Source organism: Paracoccus amoyensis, from assembly GCF_014490725.1.
Taxonomy (GTDB): Bacteria; Pseudomonadota; Alphaproteobacteria; order Rhodobacterales; family Rhodobacteraceae; genus Paracoccus; species Paracoccus amoyensis.
In genome coordinates this window covers 850,244-871,774 of the sequence record NZ_JACOQL010000001.1, presented here as the reverse complement: position 1 = coordinate 871,774, position 21,531 = coordinate 850,244, and the positions used below count along the sequence as shown (strand labels likewise).

The window sequence follows — 21,531 nt, the reverse complement described above, 5'->3', positions numbered from 1 at the left end:
CTGGTAGCAGGCGCGGCAGCCAAGGGTGCCCATCCTCAGCCATTTAACCTGCTGGAGATTGACCATGGCCCCGAACCGTCTGTTTAAGGCAGCTTTGCTGCTTTCCGCGCTGCCGATCTGTATCATGCCCATGCCTGCCCTGACGCAGGGCGCGTCGGAGCAAGCGATCATGCTGGACCCCATCGTCATCCGCGCCCGTGACGATGACGGCAATGCCGCCGATCGGGGGACCAGCGAATACGTCGCCGACGCAGAGCTGGACCGTGCACGGATGGGGGATCTGAAGGATCTATTCAGCGGTATCGCGTCGGTGTCGGTGGGCGGTGGGATTCCGGTCGCGCAGAAGATCTTCGTCAACGGCGTCGATATGCTGAACCTTGCGGTAACGGTCGATGGCGCCGCGCAGAACAATCGCATCTTCCACCATGTTTCGGCCAATGCCTTCGATCCGGGTCTGATGAAATTCGTCCGCGTCGATGCCGGGATCGCCGCTGCGGATGCCGGCCCGAATGCAATGGCCGGTGCCGTAGTCATGGAAACGGTCGATGCAGGCGATGTCCTGATGGACGGGCAGGCGGTGGGCGGCAATGCGCGGCTTTCCTATGGCAGCAATGGCGGCACGCTGGCGGGATCGGTCACATTGGCGGGGCAGCATCAGGGTTTCGAGTGGCTGGCCTATATCAAACGCGCCACCGGCGACGATTATGAAACCGGCGCCGGCGATGTGGTCGAGGGAAGCGCCGCCGATTTGAACGCAGGCCTGCTGAAATTCGCCTATGAGGCGGATACAGGTCATCGGATCGAACTGTCGGGCCAGCGGATGGAGGATAACGCCCTGCGTCCCTATCGCGCCAACATAATCGGTGTCGGACGGCCATTCCCGCTGCGCCGCTATGATACGGAACGCAGCACCTATACGCTGTCCTATCGCAATATGCAGGCCGATGGCGTCTGGGATCCGCGCGTGACCATCGGCTGGTCCGAGGTCGATATCGGCGTTGATCAGCCGCTGGACACGGCTTACGGCGTCAGCCGCGGGTTGAACAAGACCTTCTCGGTCAAGGCCGAGAACCGCTTTCACCTGTCGGCGACCGACAGCATCAGTGCCGGGCTTGATTATTACGACCGCGAAAGCCGTTACAGCGACGCACTGACCAGTGGCATCAGCGAAAACGCGCAGAATATCGGTATCTTCGGGCAGGCCAGGATGGAGCCGTCCGACCCTCTGTCGCTCTCGTTTGGCGCCCGCTGGGACCGGCAGGATTTTGAAGGCACCAGCGGTTGGCAGGATAGCTTCTCGGGCTTCAGCGCCAATGGCTCGGCTTCCTATGCCGTGACCGATACACTCAGCCTGCGCGCAGGCGCCTCGACCGTCTTTGGGGGGCTGACGATGGAGGACAACTTTATCTTCAACCCGGCTTGGGACTATGGGGCGCTGCGCGCTTCGCGCTCGCGAAACTATGCACTCGGCTTCGACTACGACGCGGGCGATCTGCGGCTGGATGGCGAACTGTTCCTGACCCAGATCGACGATGTGCGCTTCAGCAGCTATGCTGCCAATGACAGCGCCGATATGGAAAGCCGCGGTTTCAATCTGGGGCTGGGCTATGGCTGGGCGGACGGGTTCCTGCGCGCGTCCTATTCGCGCAGCAAGGTGAAAGTCGACGGTGCCGGGACCGACAGCTATACCGCCGTCGATCTGGGCGCGCCATTGGGCGGTGTCTTTGCGATCGAGGCGCAACATACGTTGGCGCAATATGATCTGACCGTTGGCGGCAGCATCGAGGCCGCGCAGCGTTATAGCGATACCGAGGTTGATGCCGACCGGGAAATTCCGGGTTATGCGGTGCTGAACCTGTTTGCAGAATACACGCCCGCCGGCTTTGACGGGTTGGTGATCCGGGGTCAGATCGAGAATGTTCTGGACAAGGAATATGCCGACCGCGCGACCTATGGTCAGGATTTCTCATCGGTCGAACCGCTTAATGAGCCAGGTCGGAATATCTCGCTCGTCCTGACGAAACAGTTCTGATTTCAGTCGTAGAGACGGTTGAGCACGCGGACGAGGTCATAGGCTTCGTCCGTCGTCATTTTCGGACCGAGGGCGTCCTGGATATGGCGGACATATACCTGCCAGACCTCGTCCTGCAGCCCGGACGACGCATCGGTCAGATGCAGGCTTTTCGCACGGCCCGCACCGGGCAGCGGCTTGCTGCGGATCAGCCCGGCCTTTTCCATCCGGTCGACATGGCGCGAAAGCGAATATTGCGCGACCGCGAGGCGCTCCTGCAAGGTAAGCATCTGGACGCCATCGGGTCCGGCCTGTTCCACTGCGTATAGAATTTCATACCAGATCGGATGACGGATGCCGAAGCGGGCAAGGCTTTTCTCGATCCGCGGCATCAGGCAACGCTGGACGCGCAGAAGGGCAAAGAAAACCCGATTATAAGCGATGCGCGGGTCGCGGTCGTCGAATTGCGGCGCCCCGGTTTCCCGGGCGGGGTTCGGCTTGAGCGCAGACAAGTGAGATGGCTCCGTCGTAAATATGTCAATCCGGGCTTGACCGAACCTATTCCTGTGCGGCGCGAGATGCGAGTCCCCGCTGCAAGCTGCCATTAGCGTCAGCATAATCCGGACAGGGCAATATGTTTCCCGCCGCTTTTCGTGCCGGGGCGTATGTTGTTGTTCCCGGCTGCTGCTCACAGTCGTCAGTTGGCACGCCTGCATAGACCCCGTCCCTCAATACCGGTTCGTCATGCGAGCCCGGTTCCACTATCCGCTCTTCATGCATCACCACGATGCGATCTGCGTTGCGGATCGTGCCCAGGCGATGGGCGATGACCGGCGTCGTACGACCCTCTGACAACCGGTCCAGCGCCTGCTGAATTTCGCGTTCGGTCTGGCTGTCCAGTGCGCTGGTCGCCTCGTCCAGTATCATGATCGGCGGATTCTTCAGAAAGGCGCGGGCGATGGCAACGCGCTGGCGCTGCCCGCCGGACAGCATCACGCCGCGTTCGCAGACAACTGTATCAAGACCGTCCGGCAAGGCGTGGATCAGGGAAGACAACTGGGCCTGCGCGGCCGCTTGCGTGTTTTCGTCTTCGGACGCGCCAAGGCGAAATCGACGCCATGCTGAACTGGTTGCGGGCCTTCGGCGAGGGCCATTTCGGTGCGGACCCGGAGCGGCTGAACTGGAGCCATGTCGGCAGCCTCGAATATCAGGTGAACCTGCTGAAACAGATCTACGATTTTGCCTCCGTAGAAGCCGCCCGCGATTTGCGGCGGCAATGAACGGAGACCGCCAAGACCAAACTCACCGACACCCAGACCCTGATCTGACCCGCGCCAGCGCCCGGCCGGGCAATCTCGCCCTGCGGCTACCCAACGGGCTGCATGGCGCGGCGGCGAAGATGGCCATCGCCCGGATGATCAAGCTGGGCTTCATCGACGAAGTGGAAGCCAACATCCGGCGCGGCGAGCCGCTCTGGCGGGAAACCGGCGACGGGTAGGGCACTACGCTGATCGCCACCGACGCCGGGCTGGGCGCCATCGGCATCGATTCGTTGGTGGTCAAGGCCATGGCGGGGTTGCGGGACGCCAAGCCTGAGGCCATCGCCGCTGCGCAGCGTCACGGCTCGGAACAGGCGCAGCTGATCGCCATGGTGCAGGCACCGGAGGGCGCGACCATCGCAGAGATCGCAGGCAAACTGGAGTGGCGGTCGCACTCCATTCGGGGCGCGATCTCGGGATCGCTGAAAAAGAAGCTCGGTCTGCGGGTAATCTCCGAGAAAGAACCTGCTCGGGGCCCGGGTCTGCAGGATTTACCCCGCCGAGTAATTGTTCCGGCCACCGCGCTTCCAGGGTGTCGGGGCACGGCATCATCAGCTTATCTCCCGACGCCCAGAGTTCCTTCCTGTGCGTCGCGCCCGTTGGCCCTGCCTCTGATCGGGGACCGGTCGTCAAGGATGGAAGGGCTGTGCAGGGGCGGGTCAAGGGTTCGCGCAGATGGTGATTACATCTTGCAGGAGTGTCTCATGTTACTGATTTCTATCGCGTTTCGCGCCCGTCAGATTAGCCAGCCTGCGTGGCAGATCGGATCGGGTATGCAGAAAATCGATAATGATCACCCGATCGGCATCCTCGATGAAGATGACGAAATGCTGGCCAGCACGGGCGAAACGCAGGTCTGCCTGCAGATCCGGATCGATCAGCCGTCGGCAATCCTGCGTCATGGCTTCACCTGTGGCAATGTCGCGGCAGGTGGTGATCAGATCATCCTCATAGGCGGCGGCCTGCCGCGACCCGAAGGTTTCGACTGTCCATCGGGCAATGTCGATAAGTGAAGCTTCCGCAGCCCGCGTCAGACGCCAGGGTTTCGGCATCAGGACCTTTCACGTGCGACGGCAAAGGCGCGACGGATGGCGTCCTCGCCGCTGCCCTGCGCCAGATCGCCTCGTCGTGCCTGCTCCAGCCCTTCCACCAGCCGGGCGCGAAGGTCGTCAAATTCGGCTTCATCGCGCTCCAGCAGCCGCAGTCCGGCCCGCAACGCTTCGGAGGCATTCTGATAGCGACCGGTTGCGACCAGCCGGTCAACCAGATCGGATTGGGTATCGGTCAGAACGACGTTTCGCGTGGCCATGTCCATCTCCATTCATGCAATTGGCAATATATGCCAAGACAGACAGGGTGTCGATAGGCACACCTCATGCCTCGTTGTTCGCCAGTTTCGCTATCGTCGCCCACCATGCTGGCGGCGATCCGGGAGACCTGATCGGCCCCGTGCATCCTGGCGTTCCGGGCACCGGTCGCGCCGGCGCCCATATCGTCCAGATCGTTCCTCATGCAGCGGGCTTCTTTACTCCTGTACGATCAATGGCGGCGTCCGGAGCGATCTCGAGATCGTTCTGGGCGCGTCAATCTCACCCGCCCTGTAACAGTCGACGTCCCACAGGCAGTCGGTAACGAGGATACGCTCCCCTGACACATGCCGAGTGGTGACCCCCTGATCCTCGCGCAAGTGCGACCCACAAGGTGCGATCCCTGTCAGGCAAGGAGGCTTGTTCGCCCGCCGATCGGCAAGCCCCTGAACGCCCCGCGCCTTACAAACTATAGTCCACACGCGGCGCCTGAAACCCCGTCCCGCCCGGCGAAATGCTACCCCAAATGCTGCCTCGCCGGCCCGAAGACCAGAAAAACGCAACAAGACCATAAGGATGAAAAGGGGTAGTGGCGGAGGCGGTGAGATTCGAACTCACGGTGGGCTTCCACCCACGTCGGTTTTCAAGACCGGTGCATTAAACCACTCTGCCACGCCTCCGACGTGGGCGACTTAACCGCTTGCGCGGCGTCGCGCAACTCCCTTAGCGACGAATTGTGACGACGTTGCTGGCGCCGGTGATTTCGACCGCTGAAATGGGCGCAAGCTGAATGTGCGACAGCGACATCGATGCCGTGATCGTATCGGTCACCGGGTTGGCCGCCATACGGGCTTGCGGACTTTCAGGCAAGGGCGGGACACCGACCAAACGCAGGCGCAACACGCCATCGGCATCCGGGCTGATCCGGCCCGAAGGTTGTGCGCGGGTGGTAATCAGCGCGACCGAGGAATAGCCCTTGGTCGGTGCAAGGCCGGTTACGACAAGCAGACGGCCTTCGTTCAGCGGCTCCCATCGGGCCGACGTGATTTGGGCGATGGCGGGACGCAGGTCGCCGGAAGCCTCGTAACCGCCCTCTGGCTCAAGCGTGCTTGGGCCGCGGCTTCCGCCCGAACCCCACGCAAGCGGGTTCCAGCCGCTGTCACTGAAACGGCCTCCACAGCCAGCCAGTGTCAAGGCAGCGATCAGCAAGGGTGCGGTCAGTTTGTTCATGTCACCATCCCGTAGGCTTTTGACCAGAGTGTTAGGCGAAATCCGGGGCCGGATAAAGGCTCTTTGACCTTTGCTGTGCTACACACTAACTCAAAGACCAAGACAAAGGGAAAGATCATGGCCACCAAAGCCTTTGAAGATATCGCCGATACGTTTGATTTTCTTGATGACTGGGAAGATCGCTATCGTCATGTGATCGAGTTGGGCAGGGCGATGCCGCCAATGGATGATGCGCTGAAAGTGCCGGCAACGAAGGTTGACGGCTGTGCCAGCCAGGTCTGGATCATGCCTGTCATCCAGAACGGCAGCTTTGATTTTCAGGGTGATAGCGATGCCATGATTGTGCGCGGCCTGATTGCCATTCTGCACGCGCTGTATTCAGGCGTTCCGGTTCAGCAGATCAATGGAATCGACGCGCCCGTGGAACTGGCGCGCCTCGGGCTTGATGAACATCTGTCTTCGCAACGATCAAACGGCTTGCGCGCGATGGTCGAGCGGATCAGGCTGCTGGCCGCCGACGCAAGCTGATCCAGCCGCCGCCCAGAACGCGGGTGCCGTCCGTTTCATAGAACACGCAAGCCTGTCCGGGGCTGACGCCGTCTTCGGGGTCAAGCAATTCCACCTCTGCCCGGTTCGCGCCGGTCGGGCGCAGTATCGCCGGGCGCGGTGGTCGGGTTGACCTGATGCGTACCATGCAGGGAATTTCACCTTCGAACGGGATGTCGCCCAGCCAGTTCACTTCGGTAATGGCAACAACACTGGTCGCCAGCGCGGCTTTCGGGCCGACGATGACCTGACGCGTTTCGGGGTCCAGCCGCACCACATAAAGCGGATCGCCCAAACCGCCGATCCCAAGGCCGCGGCGCTGGCCGATGGTATAATGGATCACGCCCCGATGCTGGCCCAGAACATTCCCGTTCATATCGACGATCTCGCCCGGATCAGCCGCACCCGGTCGCAGCTTTTCGATGACCGAGGCGTAATCGCCGTTCGGAACGAAGCAGATGTCCTGACTGTCGGGCTTGTCGGCCACTGACAAACCATATTCTGCCGCCAAGGCACGGGTTTCTGCCTTGCTTTCCAGATGGCCCAGCGGGAAGCGCAGGAAATTCAGCTGCTCCTGCGTGGTCGAGAACAGGAAATAGCTTTGATCGCGATTTGCGTCGGCCGCCATATGCAGCTCGGCCCGGCTATCACCAGCCTTGCGCTGAATGTAATGGCCAGTTGCCATGCAATCGGCATCCAGATCACGCGCCGTTTCCAACAGGTCACGGAACTTGACGCGTTCATTGCAGCGGATACAGGGCACCGGCGTCGCGCCAGCAAGATAGGCATCGGCGAATTCATCGATCACGGATTCGCGGAACTTGTTTTCGTAATCCAGAACGTAATGCGGAAAGCCCATCCGTTCGGCCACACGGCGGGCGTCATGGATATCCTGGCCAGCGCAGCACGCACCTTTTTTGGCCAGGGCCGCTCCGTGGTCATAAAGTTGAAGGGTGACGCCAATGACGTCATAGCCTTCACTTTTCAGCTTTGCTGCGACAACGGAACTGTCAACGCCACCAGACATCGCGACCACCACGCGTGTCTGCGCCGGCGGTTTCGCGAAACCCAAGGAATTCAATTCGACACCACGCGCATCGGCGCGGGCAGGGGCGTGATAGGTCATGATGGGATCTCAACAAGCGCTGAATCCGTCGAAATATAAGCAAATGCTAAGTATTCTCAACCCGCCGAGGGTGGAAAATGTAATTTGGACTAACCGGGGATTAAATCTCGGGCGGTATCTGTTGCGATGAGGTAGCAAGGACAGGTGCCATGTACGTAAAGAAAACTTCTGCGCCGCGGACGGCGACCCTGGCCGATGGCAGCATCTTGACCATTGCCGACCTGCCGTCACGCGGGACCAGATGGGTCGCGCGCCGAAAGGAAATCGTTGTGAATGCGGTTGCTTACGGAATTCTCTCACGCGACGATGCCCTGCGCATGTATGACCTGACCGAGGAAGAGTTCGACAGTTGGTTGCGGGCGATTGCGAAATATGGACGCCCGGCACTGAAGGTCACCAGCTTGCAAAGATTTAGACAACCATAGGTTGAATTATTAAAACATATTCGCCATAAGTAAGGAGATATTAACCTTATCATTTGAAGTTCAGGCATTAGGACGAAGGCGAATCGGGGACGGAATACAATCATGCGAATTCTTCTGGTCGAGGATGATCCCAGCACGGCGCGTGCGATCGAACTCATGCTCTCAGCTGCCAATTTCAACGTCTTCCGCACGGATATGGGTGAGGAAGGGATCGATCTGGCAAAACTTTATGACTACGATCTGATACTGCTGGATCTGGATTTGCCAGATATGCACGGGATGGAGGTGCTGCGCCACCTGCGGATGGAGCGGATCAATACGCCCATCCTGATCCTGACCGGCTCGGACGATACCGAAAGCAAGCTAAAGGGTTTTGGCTTTGGTGCCGACGATTACATGACCAAGCCCTTCAATCGCGAAGAACTGCAGGCGCGTATTCAGGCGATTATCCGCCGCTCGAAAGGGCACAGCCACGCCATTATCCAAACTGGTGACATCGTCGTTAACCTTGATGCGCGTTCTGTGGCCGTTCGGGGTAATCCGGTGAACCTGACGGGCAAGGAATACCAGATACTGGAATTGCTGAGCCTGCGGAAAGGCACCACCCTTACAAAAGAAATGTTCTTAAATCACCTCTATGGTGGTATGGATGAACCGGAACTGAAGATTATCGACGTGTTCATTTGCAAATTGCGAAAAAAGCTGTCGGAAGCATTGGGCGGCGACAGCCACATCGAAACGGTTTGGGGGCGCGGCTATGTGCTGCGCGAGCCAAGCCAGACTGTGGGCAGGTTGGCTATCGGGGCCTAACCGACCTGCCTTTGCCAGGCGAACCGGGGGTCTGCGCCTCCGGTTCGTTTGTTTTCGAGGTCTTTTCGCCACCGGTTTATTGCCGCTGCCCTCTGTCAAAACAGGTTTCGCCCATCGTATAGATTGCACATGGGGCGCGATGCCCGGAGGTCAGGCAGGAAGACGTTGATGGCGCGCAATCACGAAGACGAAACGAATTTGGACAGCACGCAATCGCTGGACGGCCGTGCCGAGGTGCCGACCCTGACCGCAGAGCAAGCCGCCGATGAAATCATGGATTTGTCGACGCGCCTTGTTCAGGCCAACGAAGACTACCATACCCATGATGCACCTGTAATCTCTGACGCCGATTACGATGCGATGAAATTGCGCCTTCAGGCGTTGGAGCAAAGCTTTCCTCAATTGGCCAACCCCGACAGCCCGACGCAAAGGGTGGGCGGCGCAATAGCCGAGGGCTTTGGCAAGATCGTGCATGCACAACGCATGATGTCGCTGGCGAATGCGTTTACAGAAGAAGACGTGACCGATTTCGTTGCGCGCATTCGCAGCTTTCTGGGACTGGGGCCGAATACACCGCTGCAGTTCACCGCAGAGCCAAAGATAGACGGACTGTCCCTGTCCTTGCGCTATGAGAAGGGGAAGCTGGTTCAGGCCGCTACACGTGGCGACGGCAGCGTCGGCGAGAATGTCACAGCCAACGCCCGCACCATTCCCGATATCCCGCAGACGCTGAAGGGCGATTTCCCCGATATTCTGGAAGTTCGGGGCGAAATTTATATGAGCCATCAGGATTTTGACGCGTTGAACAGCGTGGATGGTGGGCGTGTCTTTGCCAATCCGCGCAATGCCGCCGCAGGCTCTCTTCGGCAGTTGGACGCGAAGATCACGGCATCGCGCCCGCTGCGCTATTTCGCCTATAGCTGGGGAGAGGTGTCTGAACCGCTGGCCGCAACCCAAATGCAAGCGGTGGAGCGATTGAACGAATTGGGGTTCCAGATCAATCCACTGACCCGGCTTTGCGATGATGCGCGGCAGATGATCGATGTGTGGAAAAGCATTGAACAACAGCGGGCAACCTTGGGGTATGATATTGATGGCGTCGTCTACAAGGTCAATGACTTGGCCTACCAATCGCGGTTGGGCTTTCGATCCACTACGCCGCGTTGGGCATTGGCGCATAAATTTCCGGCGGAAACTGCATGGACACGATTGGACCGCATTGAAATTCAGGTTGGGCGCACGGGCGCATTATCCCCCGTCGCGCGGTTGGAGCCGGTGACGGTCGGCGGGGTCGTGGTTTCGAATGCGACGCTTCACAACGAAGATTACATCGCCGGAATCGACAATACGGGTGCCCAGATCCGTGAAGGGCGCGATATTCGCGAGGGGGATTGGGTCAAGATTTACCGGGCCGGAGACGTTATTCCAAAAATTGCCGATGTGGATCTGACGCGCCGCCCGGATGACAGTGCGCCTTATGCCTTTCCAACGACTTGCCCTGAATGCGGCTCGGATGCGATCCGCGAGCCCGGGGATTCCGTGCGGCGCTGCACCGGCGGTTTGATCTGCCCGGCGCAGGCTGTTGAAAAGCTGAAGCATTTTGTCAGCCGTGCCGCGTTCGACATTGAAGGATTGGGCGCAAAGCAGATCGAAATGTTCTTTGCCGACGATGCCCTGCCGATCCGTGAACCCGCCGATATCTTTACCTTGCAGATGCGGGACGATGCCAATCTGGCCAAATTGAAGAACCGGGACGGGTTCGGCGAACGCTCGACCGAGAAACTATTCGCGGCAATCAATGAGAAACGTGACATTCCGCTGAAAAAGCTGATTTTTGCGCTTGGCATCCGACATGTGGGTGAGGTCGCCGCCGCGACGCTTGCCCGTCATTTTGGCAGCTGGGATGCGCTGGTCTCGGCAATCGATGCGGCCGCGCAGGAGCCTGCCTTTGCAGCCGCGGATGAAAAATCCCGTCGCGCGGCTTTGCCCGAAAGTCCGAATTGGGCGGATCTGACTGGTATTGACGGCATTGGCGCGGTTTTGGTCCGATCGCTGATCACGACATTTTCTCAATCTGCGGAACGTCAGGGTATCAACCGGCTGGTCGATGAATTGTCCCATATCCAGACCGATGACGGACCGCAGCAGGCGGACAGCGAAATCAGCGGCAAGACACTGGTTTTTACCGGGACGCTGGAAAAGATGTCGCGGGCCGAAGCCAAGGCGCGGGCCGAAGCGATGGGCGCAAAAGTCGCAGGTTCGGTCAGTGCCAAGACCGATCTGGTGATCGCCGGACCCGGTGCCGGATCAAAGGCGAAGAAGGCCGAAGATCTGGGGATCACCGTCATTGATGAGGATGAATGGCTGCGGATCGCCGCGCAATGAACCAGCCCAACGGGCGTCCTCCGGCGCTGTTTCCCCTGTTTGCTGCCATTGATACGCTGCGCGGGATTGGCCCTAAAGGGAGCGTGGCTTTGGCGCAGATGGGGATCGAGACGCCCCGGGATCTGGCGATGACGCTGCCGAACAGTGGCGTGACCCGCCGCCGTATCGAACGCCTTACCGATGCCTTGCCACCCGAAACGGTGACGGTGGCCGTGACGGTCGGACGGCATCATCCGCCAACCTCGCGTGGGCGACCGTGGCGCGTGCATTGCAGCGACGGGACAAGCGATCTGACGCTGGTTTTCTTTCACCCGCGCAAGGACTGGATCGAAAAGCAGTTACCCACAGGTGCGAAGCGCATCGTCAGTGGTAAATTGGAACTGTTCGATGGCGTGGCGCAGATGGTGCATCCCGACCACATCCTGCGCGAGGATGAGCTGCCGCCATCAGCGTTCGAGCCTGTTTATCCGCTGACTGCTGGTCTGACGCAAAAAATGATGACAAAAGCCGTGGATGCGGCACTGGCGCGAGTGCCATCTTTGGGTGAATGGATCGACCCGCAGGTATTGGCCCAACGCGGCTGGCCCACGTTCAATGATGCGCTGCGAATTGCCCATGAGCCGCAGGCCGTCAGGGATCTGTCACCTGACAGTCAGGCGCGGGCGCGGCTGGCCTATGACGAATTTCTGGCCCATCAGATGACGCTGGCCCTGGTCCGTCGAGAGCGTCGTCAAAAACGGGGCCGCGCCAGTCGGGGCGATGGCAAGTTGCGTCAGGCAGTTGTCGCCAGCCTGCCGTGGCCGCAGACGGGTGCGCAACAGCGCGCCGTCGCAGAAATTGCCGAGGATATGGCAAGCGACCGCCGCATGAACCGTCTATTGCAAGGTGATGTGGGCGCAGGCAAAACGCTGGTGGCCATGCTGTCGGCACTGATCGCGGTCGAGGCTGGTGGGCAAGCCGTTCTGATGGCGCCGACCGAAATTCTTGCCCGACAGCATGCGCGGGCGTTGGAACCTTTGGCCCGGGCGGCTGGCGTCCGCCTGGCCGCGCTGACCGGGCGCGACAAGGGGGAAACGCGGCAGCAGCTGCTGGATAATCTTGCGACAGGTCGGATCGATATTCTGGTCGGCACTCATGCTGTCTTTCAGAAAGACGTGCAGTTTCACGACCTGCGGCTGGCGATCATCGACGAGCAGCACCGTTTCGGCGTAGCGCAGCGGTTGGAATTGTCGGCCAAGGGCGACATCCCCCCGGACATGCTGATCATGACGGCGACACCGATTCCGCGGTCGCTTGCGTTGACGCAATATGGCGATCTGGACCTGTCGGTTCTTGATGAGAAACCGCCGGGGCGGCAGCCCATCACGACCGTGATGATCAGCGATCAGCGGTTGGACGAAATCACGGCACGGTTGCACAAGGTCATTGATCAGGGCGCGCGGGCCTATTGGGTCTGCCCCTTGGTCGAAGAAAGCGAGGTCAGCGACCTGACTGCGGCCGAGGCTCGCTTTCAGGCGTTGCGTGCGCAGTTCGGGGATAAGGTCAGGTTGGTTCACGGTCAGATGCCTGCCGAAGCGCGTGATGCGGCGATGTCTGATTTTTCTCAGGGGCGCGCCCAGATTCTGGTGGCGACAACGGTAATCGAGGTCGGCGTGGACGTTCCGGAAGCGACGATCATGGTTATCGAACGCGCAGAAAGCTTTGGACTGGCGCAGTTACACCAGTTGCGCGGTCGCGTGGGCAGGGGGCAGGGCGCGTCGACCTGTGTGTTGATGTATCACGCGCCGTTGGGCCAGTCGGGGGCGCAAAGGCTGACGACGCTGCGCGATACCGAAGATGGCTTCCGGATCGCCGAGGTGGATATGGAGATGCGGGGCGCGGGTGATGTGATTGGCACCGCGCAGTCGGGCTTACCCCGATTCCGCATCGCCGATCTGGAACATCAGGCCGGCCTTATGGCAACGGCCCGGCAAGACGCCCGTGTTCTTTTGGAACGAGAGCCGCAGCTTGATGGCCCGCGTGGAAGAGCCGTGCGACATCTGATGTGGTTAATGCAGCAAGATCAGGCGATTAAGCTGATTTCTGTCGGCTGATCGTTTCTGTCTTCACGAATGTTCCTAAAAAGTTCTTTACTTGTGGTTAAGAATATGAGAACAAAATAGCAACTTACAGGAGTTGCCATGATGTCTCGTGAATTCATCTCTGATCTGCTGAGTGTTTCTGCTTTGGCCGTCACGACTACGGTGGTGCTTTGGTTGCCAGCAATCCTGCAAGCCTGACCGTTATTCGCTTTCTCTGCCCCGCGTTGCTTTGATGGCGTCACCGCCTGTGCGCCAATCTGGTCCCCGCACGCGCAACTTGACCGGCCCCTTCGCGGGCCGGTTTTTTCATGTGGTTTCGACAGCTTTATCCCATGCTTCCAGCGTCGCATCCCATGCCAGCATGATCGAAGTGTGCCGGTTGGGATATTCACGCGCCGGAACCAATGTCTCCAACTCTGCAAAAGGCGGGGCAGGCGGATCCCCGGCCTGTTTAAGCATCGCGGACAATGCGTCGCGTGCTTGGGCGATTTCCTCACGGCTGCGGCCAATGACAGCGCCACCAAGCACGGCGGCTGATGCCTGACCAAGTGCGCAGGCGCGAACCTCTTGCGCGAAATCGGCTATTCTACCGTCTTTCAGGGTCAGAAAAACCGTGACCGACGATCCGCATTGCGGAGAGCGGCGCATAGACGTGCCGTCAAATACCTCTAGCCTGCCCAGATGCGGGATCGCGGTCGTCAGCGCCAGAATACGGCGCGAATAAAGCTGCATCAGATCGCTGTCGGACATCGGTCCTTTTCCCCATCAAGGCTAACCCCTAGATAGGAAGCCGAAACGTGAAAGGAAAGCCGATGTTTGATCCGGCCAAACTGACTTATGACGCCAACGGGTTGATTCCTGTAATCGCGCAGGATGCCGCGACCAACGAGGTTCTGATGATGGCCTGGATGAATGCCGAGGCTGTCGCGCGCACATTGGCCACCGGACACGTCACCTATTGGTCGCGGTCGCGGCAGTCGTTCTGGATCAAGGGCGAAACGTCGGGGCATGCGCAGGAGCTGGTCGAATTGCGGATTGATTGTGACAGTGACGCCCTGTTGGCTCTGGTGCGTCAGGCCGGCCCAGCCTGCCACACAAACCGGCGCAGTTGCTTCTATACTGCGGTTCGAAACGGCGAAGAGGTCGTGATCATGGAGCCGATGACCTAAAGACCAACCATGCGCCGAATGTCTGCGGGTGTCGCGCCGGCTTCCCGATAATAGCGGATGGCGCGGGAATCGTCACGTTTGGCCAAACGCTTTCCGGCGGTGTCGCGGATCAGATGGTGATGATGGTAAAGTGGCGTCGGCAGGCGTAGAAGTTTTTGAAGAAGAACGTGTATCCATGTGGAATCAAATAAATCTTGCCCGCGGGTAACAACTGAAATGTCTTGCGCCGCGTCATCAATGACAACGGCAAGATGATAGGATGTGCCCATCCCGCGACGTGACAGGATCACGTCGCCGATGCTGTCCAGAAATTGCGCGCGGCTCAGAACCTGCGTCTGGCCGGGCATGACAATCTCGTCGCGAAACTGAAGCTGGTCGATGCCAAGCGCGTCAAAGGCACGCGCCGCATCCAGTCGGATCACATCATCCGCCCCGATATCATCCATCGCGCGATCCCGGCATGTGCCGGGATAGATCAACCCATCAGGCCCGGACGGCAAAATCCCTTCCTGCGGGGCGGACAGGGCGGCCCGAATATCTCCGCGACGGCATCGGCAGGGATAGGTCAAAGGCGCAAGCTGAGTCAGCGCAGTGTCATAGGCCGCCATCCGATCAGACTGCCGCAGGACGGGCAAAGGCCAGCTTAACCCCAACCATTGCAAATCTTCGTAAATTGCGGCCTCGTATTCAGGTCTGCAGCGTTCGCGGTCGATATCCTCGATCCGTAGCAGAAACCCTTGCTGATCGGCCTGCTCAGCCGCCGTCAGCGCAGCAAACGCATGGCCCAGATGCAGCAGCCCTGTCGGAGAAGGGGCAAAGCGTGTTCGTCTTATTGTGCTGCCAGCCATGATGAGAAGTCATCCTTGGCGCGTTGCGTATAGGCCGGATAACGGTCTTTGCGACCGCGACGACCGCTGCGGACATCCTCTAGCGGGGGGAAAAGTCCGAAATTGACGTTCATTGGCTGAAAGGTCTTGGCCTCTGCGCCGCCGGTGATGTGATCGATCAGCGCACCCATTGCGGTGGTAAAGGGTGGTGGCGCCAGATCTTGCCCCTTGGCCTGCGCGGCGGCCATTCGCCCCGCCAACAGCCCCATCGAGGCGCTTTCGACATAACCTTCGACGCCAGTTACCTGACCTGCGAAACGCAGGTTGGGTTGCGGACGCAGCCGCATCCGATCATCCAGCAATGTGGGAGAGTTCAGGAATGAATTGCGGTGGATACCGCCCAGGCGTGCAAAACTGGCGTTTTCCAACCCAGGGATCATCCGGAAAACCTCGGTCTGCGCGCCGTATTTCATCTTGGTTTGGAATCCGACGATATTATACAGCGTTCCCAGTGCGTTATCCCGGCGAAGTTGAACAACCGCGTAGGCTTTTTCATCGGGTTTATGGGCGTTTGTCAGGCCGACCGGTTTCATCGGGCCAAAGCGCAAGGTTTCGCGGCCACGTTCGGCCATGACCTCGATCGGCAGGCATCCGTCGAAATAGCCTGCCGTCTCACCCTCGTGAAATTCGGTTTTGTCAGCGGCCAGAAGCGCGTCGATAAAGGCTTCATACTGATCGCGTGTCATCGGGCAGTTGATATAGGCGCGCTGTTCGGCCTCGGTCTCGCCCTTGTCATAGCGGCTCTGCTCCCATGCGACATCCATGTTGATGGTGTCGGCATGAACAATGGGGGCGATGGCGTCAAAGAAAGCCAGCGCATCGGTTCCCGTGACCTTGCGGATCGCCGCGGCAAGATTGTCCGACGTCAGTGGACCAGTCGCCACGATCCAATTGCCGTCGGTCGGGAGTTCCGTGATTTCCGTTGCGCGAATTTCAATCAGAGGATCGGCAGTCAGTGCAGCCGTGACACTTTCTGCGAAGGCTTCGCGATCCACGGCCAGCGCGCCACCTGCGGGCAGCCGGTGCTTGTCAGCCATGGACATGATCAACCCGCCAGCAGTGCGCATTTCCCAATGCAATTGCCCGACCGCATTCATCACGTCATCATCGGACCGGAACGAATTCGAGCAGACCATCTCGGCGCAATTGCCGGTTTTATGGGCGAAGGTTTCGACCTTTGGGCGCATCTCGTGAAGCACCACCGGTACGCCGGCGCGTGCAATTTGCCAGGCGGCCTCTGATCCGGCCAATCCGGCCCCGATGATATTGACGGGCTGCATGACGCCTCCTGCAATTGCGGTTCGGGCTGGCTGGCCCTTGGAAAAGGAAAGGGCGGCGCCAGATGGCACCGCCCGAAATCAGTCGAGAAGGCAGAAGATCACGCTTCTGCTTCTGCCTCATCAGCGGCGTCTTCTGCACCGGCGTCATCGCTGGAGCGCAGTGCCGACGGGGCCGCGATATTCGCGATCACGAAATTGCGGTCGATGGTCGGCTTGGTGCCAGCTGGCAGCTTCACATCCTCAATGTGGATGCTGTCGCCAACTTCATGGCCTTCCAGATCGACGGTGATGTGATCCGGAATATTGCCGGCAGTCACGATCAGCTCGACTTCGTTGCGAACCGTCACCAGCGTGCCGCCTTTTTTCAGGCCGGGGGCTTTGTCCTGATTGATGAATTCAACCGGGATGAACAGGTTCACTTTCGACGTGCGACGCAGGCGCATGAAGTCGATATGGATTGGCAGATCCTTGACGACATCTTTCTGAACGCCGCGGCAGATAACGCGAACGTCTTCCTGACCTTCGACTTTCAGGTTCCACAGCGTGGACATGAAGCGGCCAGCGCGCAGCGTGGTCAGCAGCTTGTTGAAGTCGAATTGAACAGCGACCGGATCTTTGTGGTCACCGTATACAATGCCGGGCACCTTGCCTTCACGGCGAGCTTGACGGGCGGCCCCCTTGCCTGACCCCGTGCGTGCCTCGGCCACCAGATCTGGGATCGTTTTGGCCATGGTATTATTCCTATCAGTTGTTAACGCCGTCACCCTCCAAGGGTGCGTGACAGCAAGTCGCGCCTATAACGCGGGCAGTGCCATTTGTGAAGGGCTAAATCGGGGCTATGCGCCGTATTCGGTCAGGAAACCTTCGGGAAGAAGCAGATTTTGCCGACCCAGGTCCTTTACGTTCCGTTCTCCGCACAAGGCCATGGTGGTGTCCAATTCCTTGTGAATCACCTCAAGCGCCCTGGTGACACCCACTTCGCCCATCGCGCCAAGCCCATGAATGAAAGCACGACCGATCCAGGTTGAATGGGCGCCAAGCGCCAAGGCCTTCAACACATCCTGACCGCTGCGAATACCGCTGTCCATCTGGACCTCGATTCTGTCGCCGACGGCTTCAACGATATGCGGCAGCATCCTGATTGACGACAACGCGCCATCCAGCTGGCGCCCGCCATGATTGGACACGATAATGGCATCCGCGCCGAAATCAGCAGCAATCCGGGCGTCGTCAGGGTCAAGAATTCCCTTCAGGATCAGCTTGCCGCCCCACATGTCGCGAATTTTGGCGATCTTGTCCCAGTCCAGTCGCTCATCAAATTGCTCTGCCGTCCAACTGGACAGGGACGACGTATCGCCAACACCCTTGGCATGCCCAACGATGTTGCCAAAATGACGCCGCTTGGTCTGCATCATGCCGATGCCCCATCTCCACCGCGTTGCCAGATCCAGAAGCGTGGGAAGGGTGAATTTCGGAGGAGCCGATAAACCGTTTTTCATATCCTTGTGGCGCTGACCCAGAATTTGCAGATCCAGTGTCAGAACCAGTGCGCTGCAATTCGCCTGCTTTGCCCGCTCGATGATCGAGGCCAGAAATTCCTGATCCTTCATCACATAAAGCTGAAACATGAAGGGTTTGGTCGTGTTTTCGGCCACATCCTCGATTGAACAGATCGACATGGTGGACAGACAGAAAGGCACGCCGAATTTTTCTGCCGCACGGGCTGCAAGGATTTCACCATCCGCATGCTGCATCCCGGTCAGTCCGACGGGGGCAAGTGCCACCGGCATGGTTGCGGGAAAACCAATGATGTCGGTCGCAGTGCTGCGGTTCGACATGTCGACCGCGACCTTCTGGCGCAGCTTGATCTTGGCGAAATCCGTCGTGTTTTCGTGGAATGTCTGTTCGGTGTAACTGCCCGATTCGGCGTAATCATAGAACATTTTCGGGGTCCGCGCCTTGTGCAGACGCTTGAGGTCTTCGATGCAGGTGATGACAGGCATGGGCACTTCTCCGAAAATTGGTCAAATTTAATTACCGATTTATCGTCAGTGTTTCAATCACTGGTTTTTCTGCATCCTGGCGCGGGTTTCCGCGTCGATTACCGGCTTTTTCAACGCTTGGGCACGGTCGCGTAAAGCATCTGCACGTGCCTTTGCCTGTGTATCGACGGATTCGGGCGATGTAATGGCATCGGTGCTGTGCGTTGGCAGGACAGGTTCGGCCAGCACTTGCGCGGTGGGCAGCAAGGCCGGATAGGTGTTTGCCTGTTTGTCGCAGGCGGTCAGTGCCAGAAGGCTGGCGGCCAGAAACAGAGTGTTTTTCATGCCGGCAGGTTACGGCGCAGCAGGCGCAACAGCAACGGGCTTTCCCCGGTGAAAATGCGTCGATACAATGAGGTATGGCCCGCACTCAAGGTTCCCGATCTGAAATCACCGGTCCGCTTATCCGCGATGTCGCGCGAAGTCTTTTCGCGCGAGAAGGCTATGCGGCCGTCTCCATGCGCCAGATTGCATCGGCCGTGGGGGTGCAGGCTGGCGCGCTTTACGCCTATATCCCCGACAAACAGGCGCTTTTGTTTGATCTTCTGGAAAGCCATATGCAGGATACACTTGCATCCTGGCACGATGATCCGGTCAATCCCCCACTGATTCGACTGGAAGCTTTTGTTCGCTATCACATCGGGTTCAGTCTGGATCGTACGGACGCGGTTTTCCTGTCCTATATGGAGCTGCGCAATCTGACGCCCGAAAATTTTGACCGGATCGCGCGTTTGCGTGGTCAATATGAAGCCGCGTTAGAGGTGATCTTGCGGGATGGTCAAAAAACCGGCGCGATGCAATTCGCAGATGCAAAACTGACGACGCTGGCGCTGATCGCGATGCTGACCGGGGTGACGAACTGGTATCGTGAGGGGGGGCGGCTTGATCGGCAGCGGATCGGCGATATCTATTGGAGTCTGGTGCGCGGCGCAGTCGGCGCGGATTGACCCCTGAGGCAATTGCCCCCACATAATCAAGGCTGACCCCATCATGACCTCGCATCAATAACCACCCATGAGTCTGCCACCCGGCTTCCTTGATGAATTGCGCAATCGTATTCCGATCAGTCGTGTGATCGGACGCAAGGTCGTGTGGGATCTGCGCAAGTCCAATCAGGCCAGGGGGGATTGGTGGGCGCCATGCCCGTTCCATCAGGAAAAATCGGCCAGCTTTCACTGCGACGATCAGAAGGGGTTCTACTATTGCTTTGGCTGCCACGCCAAGGGCGATGCCCTGACCTTTCTGAAGGAAGCTGACGGTTTGGAGTTCATGGAGGCCGTCAAGGTTCTGGCGACCGAGGCCGGGATGCAGGTGCCCGAACCCGACCCGCGTGCCCGAGAACGCACGGATCGCCGCACCCGCCTGTTCGACGTGACCGAGGCTGCCTGCCGATGGTTCCGCTTGCAGCTGCAGACCGGCGCTCGGCCGAGGCACGCGCCTATCTCCTGCGGCGCGGTCTGGACCAAGCGGCGGAGGAACGGTTCGAGATCGGATTCGCCCCGGATCAACGATATGCGCTGACGCAGGCGTTGAAGGATAAAGGCTTTGACGACGGCCTGATCGTGGAATCCGGCATGTCCGCGAAACCGGATGGTGGTGGCCAGATCTATGATCGCTTTCGCGGGCGCATCATTTTTCCGATCCGTGACGGGCAGGGGCGCTGCATCGGCTTTGGTGGCCGGTCAATGGACCCGAATGCCCGTGCGAAATACCTGAACAGCCCAGAGACACCTTTGTTCGACAAGGGGCGCAATCTGTATCATGTTGCCTCCGCCCGCGCGGCTGTCGCCAAAGGAAAGGCGCTGATTGTCGCCGAAGGTTACATGGATGTGATCGCACTGGTGCGTGCCGGATTTGACGGGGCGGTTGCACCGCTGGGCACAGCGATCACCGAGGATCAGCTTCGCCTGATGTGGCGGATCAGCCCCGAACCGGTCATCGCTCTGGACGGTGACGCGGCGGGTCAACGCGCAGCGCAGCGGTTGATCGATCTCGCCCTGCCCATGACCGGGCCCGGGCAGGCGCTGCGCTTTGTCGTGCTGCCCGCCGGGCAAGATCCCGATGATCTGATCAAAGCTGCCGGGGCAGGGGCGATGGGCGCATTGCTGGACAACGCCCGCCCGTTGGTCGATCTGCTATGGGCGCGGGAAATCGAAGGGCAGGTTTTCGATAGTCCCGAACGGAAGGCCGCGTTGGACAAGCGTCTGAATGATGCAATCGGCAAAATCCCCGACGAGGCGACGCGTCGCCATTACGACCGCGAGTTGGGCCAGAAAAAATGGGCCTTGTTTGGCGGCACGACAGGGCGGCGCGGTCAGAAGACTGGACCAAACGGGCGCAAGTCTGCATCAACCGCCGAAGTTAAACTGAACAGTCTCTTGCCCGCCGAAGGGCTGCTGGAGGGGGCAAGCCTGCTGATCTGCGCCCTGCGCCCTGAACTGATCGGCGCGGTTGAAACCCGGATCGAACGGCTGACACCGAAAGATCAAAACCGGGCCGCGCTGCTTTTTGATCTTTTGTCGCATAGCGAAAGCCCCGCTGGTCGTCAGGGCCTTGAAACGCTGCGGGCAGACGCCCATTTGGGCCTGACTCCCAGTGTGATCTGTTCGCAAGATGCTGACGCCGTGGCCGCAATCCTGAATAATCTTTTGGATCGACTGGAGGCGCAACGCGCAGCAGGTGCCGAGCTTGCCCGTGCCGAGGCGGAGATTCAGGGGGAGGCCGATGAGGGGCTGACATGGAGGATGCAGCAGATCGCACGTGCCCGGCACCGCGCCGAACGCCCCGAACTGGAAACCAGTGGCGACATGAATGAAGATCGTGACGCGCTTTCTGCGCAGCTGTCAGGCTGGGTGAATGAGCAGATCTGGCGCAAGCCGCCCAAGCGTTAACGCAAACGATAGAATCACCGCA

General features: G+C 59.4%; 21 protein-coding genes, 1 tRNA gene and 3 pseudogenes. 12 read left to right on the top strand and 13 right to left on the bottom strand.

Going from position 1 to position 21,531, the window contains the following annotated elements; translation table 11 throughout:
- Window positions 1-64 precede the first annotated feature (64 nt).
- Window positions 65-2,032: a TonB-dependent receptor plug domain-containing protein gene (locus tag H4P12_RS04475; RefSeq protein WP_187792353.1), complete on the top strand. Its 1,968-nt coding sequence runs from the start codon at window positions 65-67 to the stop codon at window positions 2,030-2,032.
- A gap of 2 nt (window positions 2,033-2,034) precedes the next feature.
- On the opposite strand, the gene H4P12_RS04470 is transcribed toward H4P12_RS04475, so the two are convergent.
- Together H4P12_RS04470 and H4P12_RS04465 are read right to left on the bottom strand one after the other, a co-directional pair.
- Entirely contained in the window at window positions 2,035-2,523 is a 489-nt protein-coding gene (locus tag H4P12_RS04470; RefSeq protein ID WP_246448854.1) for a MarR family winged helix-turn-helix transcriptional regulator, read from the bottom strand.
- A 199-nt stretch (window positions 2,524-2,722) separates the two neighbouring features.
- A pseudogene (locus H4P12_RS04465) lies at window positions 2,723-3,118 on the bottom strand (ATP-binding cassette domain-containing protein); the annotation flags it as partial.
- 11 nt (window positions 3,119-3,129) lie between these two features.
- Here H4P12_RS04465 and H4P12_RS18560 point away from each other — a divergent pair.
- The 3 genes and pseudogenes from H4P12_RS18560 to H4P12_RS19140 all read left to right on the top strand — a co-directional run.
- Window positions 3,130-3,291, top strand: a complete 162-nt coding sequence (locus tag H4P12_RS18560) for a hypothetical protein (protein WP_223115675.1) — start codon at window positions 3,130-3,132, stop codon at window positions 3,289-3,291.
- A complete protein-coding gene (locus H4P12_RS18675) occupies window positions 3,288-3,509 on the top strand; it encodes a hypothetical protein (protein WP_246448848.1) in 222 nt (73 codons plus the stop codon). The genes H4P12_RS18560 and H4P12_RS18675 overlap by 4 nt, the downstream gene beginning before the upstream one ends.
- Window positions 3,510-3,578: 69 nt before the next feature.
- Window positions 3,579-3,734: pseudogene (locus H4P12_RS19140) on the top strand (DUF3489 domain-containing protein); the annotation flags it as partial.
- A 303-nt stretch (window positions 3,735-4,037) separates the two neighbouring features.
- Here H4P12_RS19140 and H4P12_RS04455 read toward each other — a convergent pair.
- The 4 genes from H4P12_RS04455 to H4P12_RS04440 all read right to left on the bottom strand — a co-directional run bounded on the left by H4P12_RS04455 (window position 4,038) and on the right by H4P12_RS04440 (window position 5,867).
- Window positions 4,038-4,382: a type II toxin-antitoxin system RelE/ParE family toxin gene (locus tag H4P12_RS04455; protein ID WP_187792352.1), complete on the bottom strand. Its 345-nt coding sequence runs from the start codon at window positions 4,380-4,382 to the stop codon at window positions 4,038-4,040.
- Window positions 4,382-4,639, bottom strand: a complete 258-nt coding sequence (locus H4P12_RS04450) for a type II toxin-antitoxin system ParD family antitoxin (RefSeq protein WP_187792351.1) — start codon at window positions 4,637-4,639, stop codon at window positions 4,382-4,384. The genes H4P12_RS04455 and H4P12_RS04450 overlap by 1 nt, the downstream gene beginning before the upstream one ends.
- A gap of 588 nt (window positions 4,640-5,227) precedes the next feature.
- Window positions 5,228-5,317: transfer RNA gene (locus H4P12_RS04445), tRNA-Ser, on the bottom strand.
- Between the two features lie 43 nt (window positions 5,318-5,360).
- Window positions 5,361-5,867 carry a hypothetical protein gene (locus tag H4P12_RS04440; RefSeq protein WP_187792350.1) on the bottom strand — a complete coding sequence of 169 codons (507 nt, stop codon included), beginning with the start codon at window positions 5,865-5,867 and terminating at the stop codon, window positions 5,361-5,363.
- A gap of 117 nt (window positions 5,868-5,984) precedes the next feature.
- Here H4P12_RS04440 and H4P12_RS04435 point away from each other — a divergent pair, with 117 nt between their 5' ends.
- Window positions 5,985-6,395 carry a SufE family protein gene (locus H4P12_RS04435; RefSeq protein ID WP_187792349.1) on the top strand — a complete coding sequence of 137 codons (411 nt, stop codon included), beginning with the start codon at window positions 5,985-5,987 and terminating at the stop codon, window positions 6,393-6,395.
- Here the strand turns inward: H4P12_RS04435 and mnmA are convergent.
- Window positions 6,367-7,539: a tRNA 2-thiouridine(34) synthase MnmA gene (gene mnmA, locus H4P12_RS04430; RefSeq protein ID WP_187792348.1), complete on the bottom strand. Its 1,173-nt coding sequence runs from the start codon at window positions 7,537-7,539 to the stop codon at window positions 6,367-6,369. The genes H4P12_RS04435 and mnmA overlap by 29 nt on opposite strands.
- A gap of 149 nt (window positions 7,540-7,688) precedes the next feature.
- Between mnmA and sciP the strand changes: the two genes are divergently transcribed.
- The 4 genes from sciP to recG all read left to right on the top strand — a co-directional run bounded on the left by sciP (window position 7,689) and on the right by recG (window position 13,252).
- Window positions 7,689-7,964 (top strand): CtrA inhibitor SciP, encoded by a 276-nt coding sequence (gene sciP, locus H4P12_RS04425; protein WP_187792347.1) that lies wholly within the window; start codon window positions 7,689-7,691, stop codon window positions 7,962-7,964.
- Window positions 7,965-8,066: 102 nt separating this feature from the next.
- Entirely contained in the window at window positions 8,067-8,774 is a 708-nt protein-coding gene (gene ctrA, locus H4P12_RS04420; protein WP_187792346.1) for a response regulator transcription factor CtrA, read from the top strand.
- A 168-nt stretch (window positions 8,775-8,942) separates the two neighbouring features.
- Window positions 8,943-11,159 carry an NAD-dependent DNA ligase LigA gene (gene ligA / locus H4P12_RS04415; protein WP_187792345.1) on the top strand — a complete coding sequence of 739 codons (2,217 nt, stop codon included), beginning with the start codon at window positions 8,943-8,945 and terminating at the stop codon, window positions 11,157-11,159.
- Complete coding sequence (recG, locus tag H4P12_RS04410) at window positions 11,135-13,252, top strand: ATP-dependent DNA helicase RecG (protein WP_187792344.1); 2,118 nt, start codon at window positions 11,135-11,137, stop codon at window positions 13,250-13,252. The genes ligA and recG overlap by 25 nt, the downstream gene beginning before the upstream one ends.
- A gap of 294 nt (window positions 13,253-13,546) precedes the next feature.
- Here the strand turns inward: recG and H4P12_RS04405 are convergent, their stop codons facing one another.
- Window positions 13,547-13,990 carry an iron-sulfur cluster assembly scaffold protein gene (locus H4P12_RS04405; protein ID WP_187792343.1) on the bottom strand — a complete coding sequence of 148 codons (444 nt, stop codon included), beginning with the start codon at window positions 13,988-13,990 and terminating at the stop codon, window positions 13,547-13,549.
- Window positions 13,991-14,052: 62 nt separating this feature from the next.
- Here H4P12_RS04405 and hisI point away from each other — a divergent pair, with 62 nt between their 5' ends.
- Complete coding sequence (gene hisI / locus H4P12_RS04400; RefSeq protein WP_187792342.1) at window positions 14,053-14,409, top strand: phosphoribosyl-AMP cyclohydrolase; 357 nt, start codon at window positions 14,053-14,055, stop codon at window positions 14,407-14,409.
- Here hisI and gluQRS read toward each other — a convergent pair.
- The 5 genes from gluQRS to H4P12_RS04375 all read right to left on the bottom strand — a co-directional run bounded on the left by gluQRS (window position 14,406) and on the right by H4P12_RS04375 (window position 18,903).
- Window positions 14,406-15,257, bottom strand: coding sequence for a tRNA glutamyl-Q(34) synthetase GluQRS (gene gluQRS / locus H4P12_RS04395; protein ID WP_187792341.1), 852 nt, complete (start codon window positions 15,255-15,257; stop codon window positions 14,406-14,408). The genes hisI and gluQRS overlap by 4 nt on opposite strands.
- Entirely contained in the window at window positions 15,239-16,645 is a 1,407-nt protein-coding gene (gene trmFO / locus H4P12_RS04390) for a methylenetetrahydrofolate--tRNA-(uracil(54)-C(5))-methyltransferase (FADH(2)-oxidizing) TrmFO (protein WP_187792340.1), read from the bottom strand. Before trmFO ends, gluQRS begins: the two co-directional genes overlap by 19 nt.
- Before the next feature lie 29 nt (window positions 16,646-16,674).
- On the bottom strand, window positions 16,675-17,307 hold the full coding sequence (locus H4P12_RS04385; protein ID WP_187792339.1) for a 50S ribosomal protein L25/general stress protein Ctc: 633 nt from the start codon (window positions 17,305-17,307) through the stop codon (window positions 16,675-16,677).
- Window positions 17,308-17,412: 105 nt separating this feature from the next.
- On the bottom strand, window positions 17,413-18,579 hold the full coding sequence (locus H4P12_RS04380; RefSeq protein WP_187792338.1) for an alpha-hydroxy acid oxidase: 1,167 nt from the start codon (window positions 18,577-18,579) through the stop codon (window positions 17,413-17,415).
- Between the two features lie 57 nt (window positions 18,580-18,636).
- On the bottom strand, window positions 18,637-18,903 hold the full coding sequence (locus tag H4P12_RS04375) for a hypothetical protein (RefSeq protein WP_246448844.1): 267 nt from the start codon (window positions 18,901-18,903) through the stop codon (window positions 18,637-18,639).
- Window positions 18,904-18,977: 74 nt separating this feature from the next.
- On the opposite strand from H4P12_RS04375, the gene H4P12_RS04370 reads away from it, so the two are divergent.
- On the top strand, window positions 18,978-19,565 hold the full coding sequence (locus tag H4P12_RS04370; RefSeq protein WP_187792337.1) for a TetR/AcrR family transcriptional regulator: 588 nt from the start codon (window positions 18,978-18,980) through the stop codon (window positions 19,563-19,565).
- A 67-nt stretch (window positions 19,566-19,632) separates the two neighbouring features.
- Window positions 19,633-21,509: pseudogene (gene dnaG / locus H4P12_RS04365) on the top strand (DNA primase).
- Window positions 21,510-21,531: the final 22 nt, after the last annotated feature.